Source organism: Armatimonas rosea (assembly GCF_014202505.1).
Classification (GTDB): Bacteria; Armatimonadota; Armatimonadia; order Armatimonadales; family Armatimonadaceae; genus Armatimonas; species Armatimonas rosea.
In genome coordinates, this window is sequence record NZ_JACHGW010000001.1 from 130198 (window position 1) to 142364 (window position 12167).

The following is a 12167-nucleotide window of genomic DNA, read 5'->3' on the forward strand; positions in this document are numbered from 1 at the left end:
AGTACCCCCAACCGTGAAAAACTCGACAAACTGGACAAACTGGGAGACTGGGTTCTTCGTCATGATCGTGGTGACCAATCTTCAGCGCGGTCAGGCCATTGATGCAGAGCATGCTCGCAATGTCGCTATCTACCGACTTGTGGTGACACTCATTGGGATCATTGGTCTGGTCACCGTGCAGGTTCTCAAGCGGAAGAACCCGCCGCCTGCCCCGCTTGCGGCCACACCAGAGAGCACTGAAGCGGGAATTGCGATCTCGTATGTCAATACCCGCGCCACTCTTTGGCGCGGGGAGCTCGCCGCTCTCAAGCACGCCCACTTTATGAGAAAGCTTCTTATCACTTTTGTGGTGACGGTCACGTTCCCGCTCACTGCCGCTCTCTGGCAGAAGCAAGGAAGCGTGATCGCGCTCAGTGTCTTGCCGCTCACCATTCTTTTTTCCGCCGCCGCTGTGGGCGGTTTTATCCTCGCCATGACCTGGCTCGCGATCCTTGCCCGCTGCCCCACGCCCACGAGCACACGTCCGGTCACCACCGAGATCCGCGCGGAGGGGATCGTGGACCGGCTCCCCGAGAAGACCAATATGTTCCCCTGGAGCGCCATCCGCCGCGTCTTTGTGCAGGATGGTGACCTCATGATCGAGCTGGTCAACGCGGGCTGCTGGATCCCCCGCGAGGCGTTCAACGACGGCGACGCGGAGAAGTGCCGGGCCATGATCGAGGCCCTCTGGAAGAGCAACGGCACCCGCTGGCCCGAGTTTGCTCCCCTTAAGTCCCGCTAGTTTTTGTGGATGGTGCGGGGATGGGAAATCCCCGGCACAAGAGAGGGAGCGCCCCGTGGGCGCACAAACACAACGTCTCTGCGCGTCCACGGGACGCTCCCAAAATCCGAGGCGGGTATTTTCTAATGCCCGCCTCTAACGCCCGCCACGCGCCACGCTGGCGCAGTTGATCGCCACCCACTCCGGGCGTCGCATGGCGACGATGAGCCTATCGACATTCGGGAAGAACGCCGAGAAGCGCAGCAGCTCGTCGGCGAGGGTGGCCTTGTCTTTTTCCTGCTGCTGGGCCTGCTTGTCTAGCTCCCAGCCGCGCACAAACGGCGACGTGGCAAGGGTCTCCCAGCCGAGGGCTTTGTAGGCGGCAAAGCGCGGCGCGGCATCGGCGGCGCAGGTCACATTGCACGGTGCGACCGCAAAGGCGTAGGGGCTGGCTTGGGGTGAGTCGAGCGGCGGCATCCAGGTCCCCAGTCGGCCGACATGGCCCGCTTGCTGCCAGGAGACTGCCAGTGCCTCTTGTGCCGCCTGCGCCGCGGGGTCGCTCACCGGATGGACAACCAGGTGCTCGATGTGCTCGCTCTGGAGCTCCGTCAGCATTTGCGCGAGGTGGTGCGGCTGGTAGGGCGCGTGGCCGCCCACGGAATCATCGGGGCCGAAGTCAGTGAAGAAGTTCCAGGCGATCAGCTGCGCCTCAGCGCGGCGGCCCAGGCGCTTGAGAGACTTACCCAGCGCGACCCGCTCCGGCAGGTAGGTCGTGTCAAAGGTCGTGATGCCCGCATCCAGGCACGCCGCGACAATCGCGTCCTGTGTCCTCTCGTCCGGCGCGGGATCGGAGCCCAGCTGCGCGATAAACGAGTGCCCCCCAAGGATCAGCCGATGCGTCATAGCGCGATTGTACCTCCTTGGTCGTTGCACAAGAACTATCGCCTCAGTAGTTTAGTTGCAAATAGTAAGGGCCTCTGACCAGTCCCGAGCGACCACATCGCCGTCATCATTAAGGAATATCTGTGCCTCCTCAACCCCTAGCCCGCCCCACCCTCATTAAACTCTTGGAACACTCCGCAGGCCTGAATCCAGAGGCGATCGCCCTCTTAGCACCAGAGCGCCTGCCCCTGACGTACCGCCAGCTCCTGCTACAGTGCCAGGAAGTGGAGGCTTTCCTGCACACAAACGGGCTCGGACGGAGCGCACGAGTCGCGCTGGTGCTGCCCAATGGCCCCGAGATGGCACTCGCCTTTCTCAGCTTTGGGAGCTATCTCACCACCGCCCCCCTCAACCCAAGCTATCGAGAAGCAGAGTTTGACTTCTACCTGGAGGACCTTCAGGCGAGCGCACTGGTAGTGCTGGAGGGAAGCGACTCCCCGGCCCTCGCCGTGGCACAGAAGCGCCAGATTCCTGTACTTACTCTGACTCCTCGGGGCGACGAAGGCGCGGGACGCTTTCAGCTCTCTGGAGCTCTCGCTCTCCCGCCTACTCCCCAAGAGCCTGCCCAGCCCGACGATATCGCGCTGGTGCTACATACATCGGGAACCACCTCACGCCCTAAGATCGTCCCCTTGACCCAAGCCAACCTCTGCCACTCGGCGCAGAACATCGCGCAGACACTCCAGCTAACCCCACAGGATCGCTGCCTGAACGTGATGCCTCTGTTTCACATCCATGGCCTGATCGCGGCGGTCCTATCGAGTCTCACGGCGGGGGGAAGCGTGGTCTGCACCCCTGGCTTCTATGCCCCGCAGTTCTTCCCCTGGCTCACCGAGTTCACCCCGAGCTGGTACACGGCCGTGCCCACGATGCACCAAGCGATCCTTGCGAGAGCCCAGGGCCCGGTGGCGCACCACTCGCTGCGCTTCATCCGCTCGGCGTCGTCGGCGCTCCCCCCCCAGGTCATGGCGGAGCTGGAGTCGGTCTTTCAGGTCCCCGCTCTGGAGGCCTATGGGATGACCGAGGGCTCCCACCAGCTCGCCAGCAACCCCCTGCCCCCCGCGGTGCGTAAGCCTGGTTCGGTGGGGATTGCGGCAGGGCCAGAGGTCGCGGTGATGGACGATTCTGGTGAGCTCCTGCCACAGGGGAGTGTTGGGGAGCTGGTAGTCCGGGGCGCAAATGTCACGCCTGGCTACGAAAACAACCCGAGCGCCAACGCCAGCTCCTTCACACAGGGGTGGTTTCGGACGGGAGACCAGGGCTATATCGACCCCGAAGGCTATGTTTTTCTCACGGGACGGCTCAAAGAGATCATCAACCGAGGCGGGGAGAAGATCGCCCCCCGTGAGATTGAGGAGGCACTGCTCAACCACCCCGATGTGACACAGGCAGTCTCTTTTGCGATCCCGCACGCGCGCTTGGGGGAGACGGTCGGGGCGGCGGTAATCCTGCGCGAGGGGCGTGAGCTCTCCTCAGAGACGCTAAGGCTCTTTCTCACCGATACGCTAGCAGACTTCAAGCTTCCTGAGAGTATTTTGTTCCTCACGGAGTTTCCGAAAGGGGCAACGGGTAAGCTGCAGCGCATCGGGATGGCGGAGAGGTTGGGGGTTGAGCCTCTCCAAGAGAGTATCCCGACGGAACGCGTGGCCTATGTCGCCCCGCAGACGCCGCAACAGGAGCAGCTCGTCGCGCTCTGGGAGGCGGTGCTCCGTGTCTCCCCCATCGGTATCCACGACCATTTTTTCCAGCTTGGCGGCGACTCCATGCTGGCCACCCAGCTCCTCTCCCGTGTCCGTAGCCTGCTCGCTGTCGAGGTTCGCTTTGTGGAGTTTTTCCAGAATCCCACGGTGCAGGGCCTCTCAGAGCAGATTGCTGTCTCGCGTGGTAGACACACGACATTGCTACCACTGGTGGCTCACTCGCGTCACAACGCCCCACTCTCCCTTGGCCAGAAAGCCCTCTGGTTCCTTAGCCAGCTCGACCCTATGAGCCGTGCCTACCACCAGACCCATGTTCTACGGCTCGATGGCCCCCTGAAGGTCAGGGCACTGGAGCGTGCGCTTGTTGCACTGGGAGAGAGACACGAGGCGCTCCGCACCACCATCTCCCTTGTTGAGGGAGAGCCCACCCAGACCATCCTTCCCACCCAGCCGCTGGTACTCACGGTTCACACCATCCAAGAAGATGAGCTAGAGGCGTGTCTAACGCGCTTTACACAACCTCTTTACGACCTTGACACCGGCCCACTCTGGCGCACCCAGCTCCTTCAGGTGGAGAGTGGCACACTCTCAGACCGGCACTACCTCCTGTTTGGTATGCATCACATTGTCTTCGACGATGGCTCCAAGAAGATCCTCTACGAGGAGCTCCTTCGGCTCTACGCCACCTTTGAAGCGGACCTGAACCAAGACTCCCCTCTTGCCCCCCTGCCCATCCAGTACGCCGACTTTACCCTTTGGCAGCAGCAGTGGCTTCAAGGGACCTCACGCGACGAGCAGCTCCAGTACTGGGTCCAGCAACTCGCAGATCTTCCCCTGCTACAACTAGAGACCGACCACCCTCGCCCTCCACTCCTGACAGAGCGTGGAGCCACGCTGGGATCCCGGCTCTCTGTACCGCTCACGCAAGCGCTCAAGGACCTCAGCACCAAAAACAATAGCACGCTCTTTATGACCCTGCTTGCGGCCCTTAGCGCCTTGCTCTCGCACTATAGCGGCCAGGAAGACATCCCTCTGGGAATATCGATCGCCAACCGTAACCAAGCTGAGCTGGAGAGTATGATCGGGCTCCTTACCAATACCCTGGTAATCCGCACTGACCTCTCGGGGCGTCCCTCATTTCAGGCCCTCCTAGAGCGTGTTCGCCAGCGCACCCTTGAGGCCTATACCTACCAGGACCTGCCCTTCTCGACCCTTGTGGAAGTCCTTGTCCCTGAGCGAGACATGAGCCGAAGTCCACTGGTCCAAGTCATGCTTATCCAGCACCACCCCCCTCTGAAAGGGTGTACCTGCGGGGAGCTCACCGTCTCCGACCATGAGGTTGCTCGAGACACCACGGACATGGATCTCAACCTGTTTTTCCAGGAGACTCCCACTGGTCTGGAGTTTCAATGGAACTTCAATACCGATCTCTTCGACTCCAGCACGATCACACGGATGCAGCGGCACTGGGAGACACTGCTCGAGGCTATTGTTCAAGCACCTGATGCGCCCCTTCTCTCGCTAGAGATCCTCCCGACCGAAGAAAAGCAGCAGCTTCTGGTTGATTTCAATGCAACCAAGATGGAGATTCCCCAGCAGTGCCTTCATGAGCTTATTGAGCAGCAAGTCGGGAAAACGCCCAATGCGATCGCGCTTGTCTTTGAGGACCAGAGCCTTACCTACTCTCAGCTCGACCAGCGGGCCAACCAGCTCGCGCACCGGCTCCAGAGCCTAGGAGCCGGTGCAGACACCTTGGTGGGGATCTCGCTGAAGCGCTCCGTGGAGATGGTAGTCGCCCTCCTGGCGACCCTAAAAGCAGGCGCGGCCTATGTTCCCATCGACCCCGAGTACCCCGAGGACCGTCGCCAGACAATCGCCGAAGAAGCCCGCGTGGTCGCGCTCATCACACACGATCCCGACTGGAGTGCAAACGAGACCTTCAGCACGCTCAAGCCTCAGGTCACTGTCCAGCCCGAGAATCTGGCCTATGTCATCTATACCTCAGGCTCTACGGGAACCCCAAAGGGCGCGATGAACTCCCACCAGGGAATTGTCAGCCACTTACTCTGGATGGAGGCGGCCCTCAAGCTGACAGCGGCGGATCGTATCCTCCAAAAAACCCCTTATGGCTTTGATGTCTCGGTCTGGGAGTTTTTCTTACCCCTGATGATCGGAGCGACTCTGGTGGTGGCCCCACCCGACCTCCATCGCGATGCTCCTGGGCTGATCGCCCTTATCCAAAAGGAGGCGATCACCACGGTTCATTTTGTGCCGTCGATGCTCCAGATTTTCCTAGAGGAGCACACCCACCGCCAGTGCACGACCTTAAAGCGTGTCCTCTGTAGCGGCGAGGCACTCCCCCCCAGCGTCGTGCAGCTCTTTCACCAGAGCCTTACAGCAGAGCTTCACAACCTCTATGGCCCCACTGAGGCCGCGGTCGATGTTACCCACTGGCCCTGCCTGCCCAATGCCAGCCCTGACGTTGTCCCGATCGGCAAGCCCCTCTGGAACACCCAGCTCTATGTCCTAAATGCACAGCAGCGGCTGGTCCCCTTAGGAAAGTCTGGGGAGCTCTATATCGGCGGTACTCAGCTCGCACGCGGCTATCTAAATCGCCCCGAGCTCACGGCAGAGTGCTTTATCGACAATCCCTTTGGGGAAGGAAAGCTCTACAAAACAGGGGACCTCGCCAAGTGGCTCCCCGATGGCAATCTGCTCTATCTAGGTCGCCTCGACCATCAGGTCAAGATACGGGGGATTCGAATCGAGCTGGCGGAGATAGATGTAGCTCTGGAGAGACACCCTCAGGTCCAGCAGTGCGTGGTTGTCGCCCACAAAGACGCGATCACGGAGCGGCATCTTGTCGCCTATCTTGTTGCCTCCAAGCCCATTCCTGTTCTAGAGCTAAGGGCCTTTCTCACCAAGACTCTGCCCGACTACATGGTTCCCCAGCGATTTATCTTTTTAGAGAGCTTTCCACTCAACCCAAACGGTAAAGTCGATCGCAAGGCACTCCCCGCCCCCGAGAGAGCTCCCCAGGAGCTCGGCTCCTCACTCGCACCCGAGACACCAGAGGAGAAACGCCTCGCTGAGCTCTGGTGTCAGTTCCTTGGTACCAAGCAAGTAGGCAGGCACGATAACTTCTTTGAGCTGGGAGGGCACTCGTTTCTAGCGATGCGGCTCTTTAAGGCTATCGAGGAGACTTTTGGCGTGCGGATCCCGCTCGCCACTCTCTTCCAGTCCCCCACGCTTTCCCAGCTCGCGGCCCTGCTCCATCCCCAGACAGAACTCTCCCAGAGCTGGCGCTCTTTGGTAGCCATTCAGCCCAACGGAGCACGCCCCGCGTTCTTCTGTGTGCACGCCATCGGTGCCAATCTGCTGAACTACCGCCTCCTTGCACAGCACCTAGGCCAAGATCAGCCTTTCTACGGCCTTCAGTCTCAGGGGCTCGATGGCCTCCAGCCGCCCCACTCCTCGGTGGAGGAGATGGCCGCGCACTACCTCACCGAGCTACGCACCGTCCAGCCGCATGGCCCCTACCGGCTGGGTGGCGGGTCGGCAGGCGGAACCATTGCCTTTGAGATGGCGCGACAGCTTCAACAGCAAGGAGAGAAGATCGCGCTGCTAGTCTTCCTGGACACCGCTTACCCGGCACAGCGCACAACCCCTCTGCCCCTCCTCAAGCGCTTGGACCGTCGCCTAGGGCCACTCCTCCTCGGGAAGCGTGAGCATGCTTCGCGCCCCAAAAAGGCGACTCCTCCTACCAGCAACGCTCCCCTCTCTCCAACCATTCGCACCGTGACCGAGACCAATCAGGCGGCTCTGCGCAGCTACAAGCCGCAGCCCTATCCTGGCCCCATCACGCAGCTCATGACCGCCAACCCCGTGCACAGAAGCGTAGACGATCCCCGCTTGGTGTGGGGCCAGCTGACAAGCTTTGGGCTGGAGATACACCCAATTGAGGGGAATCATACCAACATGCTCAACGAGCCCCATATCCAAAATGTCGCCGCGGTTCTACGGCGTTGCCTGGACCGGGTGCTGGAACCACGCTAGGTCTCTTCGCGGGGAACTCTAAAGCGAGGTTCGGGGTCTTGTCTGTCATGCAACTGGATCACTACCGACTTCTGGGCCGTAGCGGCCTGCGTGTCTCGCCGATCGCGCTGGGGACGATGACCTTTGGGCCGGACTGGGGCTGGGGCGCGGATGCGTCCGAGAGCCGCAAGCAGCTCGATCTCTATGCCGAGCGCGGTGGAAACTTTATCGACACGGCCAACTTCTACACCGAGGGCACGAGCGAGAAGTTCCTCGGGGAGTTTCTGCAGGGGCAGCGCGACCGGTTCGTGGTGGCGACCAAGTACACGCTGAACCTGCGCGATGGCGATCCCAACGGCGGCGGCAACCACCGCAAGAGCCTGGTGCAGAATGTCAACGCCAGCCTCCAGCGCCTCCAGACCGACTATATCGACCTGCTCTGGGTGCACATGGACGATGGCATCACGCCGCTGGAGGAGACGATGCGTGCCCTCGACGATGTGGTGCGGCAGGGAAAAGTGCTCTACGTCGGCATCTCGGACATGCCGGCGTGGCGGGTGGCGCGGGCCAACACGCTGGCGGAGTGGCGGGGCTGGTCGCCCTTTATCGGCCTGCAGGTCGAGTACAGCCTCGCTGAGCGCACGGTGGAGCGCGAGCTGATCCCGATGGCACGCGAGCTCGGGCTGGGTGTCACCCCCTGGTCCCCGCTGGCACAAGGCGTGCTCAGCGGCCGCTATACCCAAGCCGATTTGGCCTCCTCCGCCCCCACAAGTGGGGGAACTTCTGAAGGTAGGCACGAGCGAAATAAGACCAATGGGCGGCTCAATGCGCGCACTCTGGCAATCGCCAATGAGGCCAAGGCGATCGCGGAGGAGCTGGGCGCGACCACGGTGCAAGTGGCGCTGCGCTGGCTCTTGGAGCAGCCGGGTGTTACCAGCCCAATTATCGGAGCGCGCACAGCGGCGCAGCTAGAGGACTCGCTGGGGTGCTTTGGAGTCAACCTCGCGCCCGAGCACTATGCGCGCCTAAATGCCGTGAGTGCCATCGAGCTAGGCTTTCCCCAGAGCTTTCTCAGCCAGGACTATGTCAAGAAGTTCATGAGCGGCGGTACGACTATCTTGCCCTAGCCCTCGTCCTCGGCCACTCGCAAAAAAGGAACCATTGCCAAGAGCGTCAGGAGGCTTAGGACATCCCTAAGGCTCCAGACATGGTCTTTTCTTGCCGTTGATGAAAACATAAACTCCCTCTTCTTTCTCCGTGTTCTCCCAAAAGAACACGGAGAAGAGGCGAAAAATACAGTCGCGGGCTATGCTTGTGCTTCTTCTTCTGCGGTCTCCAGCGGCAAGGGGTCATTTTTGGAGTCGCCGTCGACCTTATCCACCTCGGTCACGGCGAGGCCGCTGGCGACCGCGCCCGCAATCCCCCCCACGACCGCGCCTAGCACCGCGCCACCAGGCCCCACCATCGCGCCCGCCACGGCTCCGGTGACCGCGCCGCCAATCCCCCCAAGCCGTGCGCCTTTTTTCGCGTCGGTCTCGCCATCGGGGTTGACATGGTGCTCAGACTCGGGCGTGGTGAGGGGCACCTCAGCCATGGTGTCGTCGGAATTTGTCTCGTGTTTCATTTTTTTCTCTCCTACGCTCGCAAGCGTCACTGCACAGAGAAAACTCCCGCCCGCAAGGTTCCCTCTCTCTTGGAGGCGCGTGGTAAAACGAGAGACAAAATGATGCAGCGAATCTCTGTTATCGACTCCCATACCGGCGGCGAGCCCACCCGCCTGATTGTCTCTGGCGGCCCGGACCTGGGCGACGGCCCCCTCTCCGAGCGGCTTGCGCGCTTTGAGCGGGACTTCGACCACTACCGCCGCGCCACGGTCAACGAGCCGCGCGGCTCCGATGTGCTGGTCGGGGGGCTGATTGTCGAGCCGCACGCGCCGGGCTGTGTCTGCGGGATTCTCTTCTTCAACAATGTCGGCTACCTAGGGATGTGCGGCCACGGGACCATTGGCCTGGTGGCGACCCTTGCCTACCAGGGAAAGCTGGGCCCTGGGACGCACCAGATCGACACGCCGGTCGGGGTGGTGAGCGCGACCCTGCACCCCGATGGCCGCGTGAGTATCGAGAATGTGGTCAGCTACCGCACCGAGAAGGCTGTGGCACTGACTCTTCCCAGCGGCAAGACTGTCACGGGTGATCTCGCCTGGGGCGGGAACTGGTTCTTTCTCTGCGCGGACCACGGCGAGGAGGTCCATGTCGGCAATGTCGAGCGGCTGACCGCCCTTGCCTGGGAGATCCGGCGCGAGGCCAACAAGACCTGGCCGGAGCTGGACCATATCGAGCTCTTCGCCCCACCCGGCGACCCTGCCAACCACTCCCGCAGCTTCGTCCTCTGCCCCGGCGGCGCCTACGATAGATCGCCGTGTGGCACCGGCACCAGCGCCAAGCTCGCCTGCCTCGCCGCCGATGGCAAGCTCGCGGCGGGGGAGCTCTGGCGGCAAGAGAGCGTCATTGGGAGCGTGTTTGAGGGCAGCGTCGAGTTTGCCTCTCCCCGCCGCTTAGACGGCGACCCGGGTACCCTCTGGGTGCGGCTTCGCGAAGAGGGTGAGTATGAGGGGGTTATTCCGACCATCACCGGGCGGGCGTGGATCAGCGCGGAGGCGACCCTGCTCCTCGATGACACCGACCCGTTTTGCTGGGGAATCTAGGCGATGCCCCGCCCGCCCCGTGCCCCCCACTTGTGGGGGCAAGGGGGCGGGTGGGGCTAGGGGGCAATTTAGAGCGCGACGGTGGCGATGGAGAGGGCGCTGAGGCTTCCGCTGGCGCGCAGTACCTCGACACTCACCTCGACCGCTAGCAAGGGGCCAAAGAGTGCCCAGAGGGTCTCCCCCGTGGCCGCGTCCACCCCGAGGCGCGTGAGCTGTACCTGCGGATCGGTGGGTAGGGCCGCGCCCGGAGCGAGCCGCACGAGGGCGCTCTGCTGGAGAGTGGGGTCGCCCTCCTCACGCTCCGTGATCGAGACCACGCGCGTGAGCCGAGCCAGTGCCGCCTTGACACCGTCCTTGCGCGAGCGGGTCGTCCGAAAGGTCACCAGAACGGTCGCGAGGCTATCCGGGGCCGTGGCCGCATCGTTGGCCAGGATGGTCGCCAGCGAGATGCCACGGTGGGCAAAGGTCGCCGCGATCACCTCCATCGCGCCCGGCTTGTCGCGCAGCTTCAGCAAAAAGGCATAGGTTTTCATCGCGTGGCTCACTCTTTCTCTCTCGCCCGCCACACCCCGACTTTGGTATTGACCTCGGTGGCGATCTTGGTCATCCGCAGGTGTTCCTGCTCGGTCAGAGGAATCTCAACAATGCGCCGAATACCCTCCGGCCCCACGATCACAGGAACTCCCAGAGGCCCCGTGAGCTCATAAAACTCGCCCGAGTGGACCTCGACCTGACCAGCGATCAGCATCTCCCGCCCATCCAGCAGGGTCGCCACCAGATCGACCGTGACATTGGCGGTGGCGCGGACGGTCTTGGCACCCGAGAAGTGGGTCAGGAGGGGCTTGAGCACCACACGCGCATCGGGGGGGAGCTGATCGAGCCAGGCAAAGGCCTCCGCAACCTGTCCCAGCGCCAAGAGAGTCTCCATGTGGGCACGCGCCGCCTGACAGAGGCTATCGAAGTCGTCTTGCTCCGTGCCATGCCGCAGGGTCGTGATGGTCTGCGAGACCTCGCCCGCGGTGAGGCCATGGAGGGTGACACTCGACCAGACCGGCACCTGCGCGGCGCCGTGCTCCCCCAGCATGAAGCCCCCGACACGCTGGCGGCGCACCCCCAGGTCCGCGGCGATCTCGCGGCGAAAACGGAGCGTGTCCTGGTAGGCCCCGATCCCAATCACCCGCTCGCGGCCAATCGCCTCGGCGAAGATTGCCACTCCCAGCTCCACAGGATTCGAGACCACCACCACGAGCTCGGTGCCATTGCCATAGCGTGCCAGTGCGCTCGCGTAGGTCTGAAAAACCTGGGCATTGCTCCGCGCGAGGGTCGCCCGATCGGTGACCGGGCCGCCCTGCGTGGGCATCGTCCCCCCAGCCGCCACAATCCAGACATCGGCGACAACATCCTCGGGGCGAAGCGCGACCGCCAGCTCGGGAACATACTCGGCGTGGGCATCCACAAGATCGCAGGTAAACCCATGCAGGAGACGCGCGGAGGGTCCCTCCTGACGCCCCACCAGCTGCAAGCACTCCGTGGGGGCAAGCAGGCGCGCCGCGACCAGCTGGGCCGCGATCTCGCGCCCACAGTCCCCTGAGGCTCCTAGAACCGCAACATCCATACTGTCCTAGTATACCTATCCTGTCTGAATTTCTGCGTTTGATACAATGATCACCGAGAGCTAGCTCACCATGCGTTCTTTCCCGATACAACTCACCCACTTCCTACCCCACCTCGCGCTTGGAATTGCCCTGATCTGCTGGGGCGGCGTGGGAAGTCACGGACTCTACTGGATCAATCGCTCGATGGGTGACTACATCTACGGAGACATTGAGCTTGCCTCGTGCGGCTGGTGGATCGCGGCGTGGGTCTTGGGGATTCCTGTCGGTGTTGCGGCACTCGTAAAACAGTCGAAGCACCATGGTCTGGCTTATCTGGCTCTGGTTCTGGCGGTCTCTATCGTGGGCTGGAATCATTTTCTCTGGGAGCTGGCTGCCAGGTCACGCCAGCTCGTTGAAGTTGGATAGGGAGG

General features: G+C 62.3%; 9 protein-coding genes. 5 read left to right on the forward strand and 4 right to left on the reverse strand.

What is annotated here, in order from left to right; all coding sequences use genetic code 11:
- The first annotated feature begins 13 nt into the window (after window positions 1-13).
- Entirely contained in the window at window positions 14-781 is a 768-nt protein-coding gene (locus HNQ39_RS30455) for a YcxB family protein (RefSeq protein ID WP_184191849.1), read from the forward strand.
- 135 nt (window positions 782-916) lie between these two features.
- Here HNQ39_RS30455 and HNQ39_RS00530 read toward each other — a convergent pair whose 3' ends face one another.
- The gene (locus HNQ39_RS00530) at window positions 917-1663 is read right to left on the reverse strand and encodes an aldo-keto reductase family protein (RefSeq protein WP_184191851.1); all 747 of its coding nucleotides are present in this window, start codon (window positions 1661-1663) and stop codon (window positions 917-919) included.
- A 122-nt stretch (window positions 1664-1785) separates the two neighbouring features.
- Between HNQ39_RS00530 and HNQ39_RS00535 the strand changes: the two genes are divergently transcribed.
- Together HNQ39_RS00535 and HNQ39_RS00540 are read left to right on the forward strand one after the other, a co-directional pair.
- Window positions 1786-7458 (forward strand): amino acid adenylation domain-containing protein, encoded by a 5673-nt coding sequence (locus HNQ39_RS00535; RefSeq protein WP_184191853.1) that lies wholly within the window; start codon window positions 1786-1788, stop codon window positions 7456-7458.
- A 47-nt stretch (window positions 7459-7505) separates the two neighbouring features.
- Window positions 7506-8564: an aldo/keto reductase gene (locus HNQ39_RS00540; RefSeq protein ID WP_184191855.1), complete on the forward strand. Its 1059-nt coding sequence runs from the start codon at window positions 7506-7508 to the stop codon at window positions 8562-8564.
- Between the two features lie 179 nt (window positions 8565-8743).
- On the opposite strand, the gene HNQ39_RS00545 is transcribed toward HNQ39_RS00540, so the two are convergent.
- Window positions 8744-9061, reverse strand: a complete 318-nt coding sequence (locus tag HNQ39_RS00545) for a hypothetical protein (RefSeq protein ID WP_184191857.1) — start codon at window positions 9059-9061, stop codon at window positions 8744-8746.
- Between the two features lie 102 nt (window positions 9062-9163).
- Here HNQ39_RS00545 and HNQ39_RS00550 point away from each other — a divergent pair, with 102 nt between their 5' ends.
- Entirely contained in the window at window positions 9164-10141 is a 978-nt protein-coding gene (locus HNQ39_RS00550; protein WP_221289893.1) for a proline racemase family protein, read from the forward strand.
- 68 nt (window positions 10142-10209) lie between these two features.
- On the opposite strand, the gene HNQ39_RS00555 is transcribed toward HNQ39_RS00550, so the two are convergent.
- Window positions 10210-10674 carry an ACT domain-containing protein gene (locus tag HNQ39_RS00555; RefSeq protein WP_184191859.1) on the reverse strand — a complete coding sequence of 155 codons (465 nt, stop codon included), beginning with the start codon at window positions 10672-10674 and terminating at the stop codon, window positions 10210-10212.
- A gap of 8 nt (window positions 10675-10682) precedes the next feature.
- Entirely contained in the window at window positions 10683-11756 is a 1074-nt protein-coding gene (locus HNQ39_RS00560) for a lactate/malate family dehydrogenase (protein ID WP_184191860.1), read from the reverse strand.
- 70 nt (window positions 11757-11826) lie between these two features.
- Between HNQ39_RS00560 and HNQ39_RS00565 the strand changes: the two genes are divergently transcribed.
- A complete protein-coding gene (locus HNQ39_RS00565) occupies window positions 11827-12162 on the forward strand; it encodes a hypothetical protein (RefSeq protein WP_184191862.1) in 336 nt (111 codons plus the stop codon).
- Window positions 12163-12167: the final 5 nt, after the last annotated feature.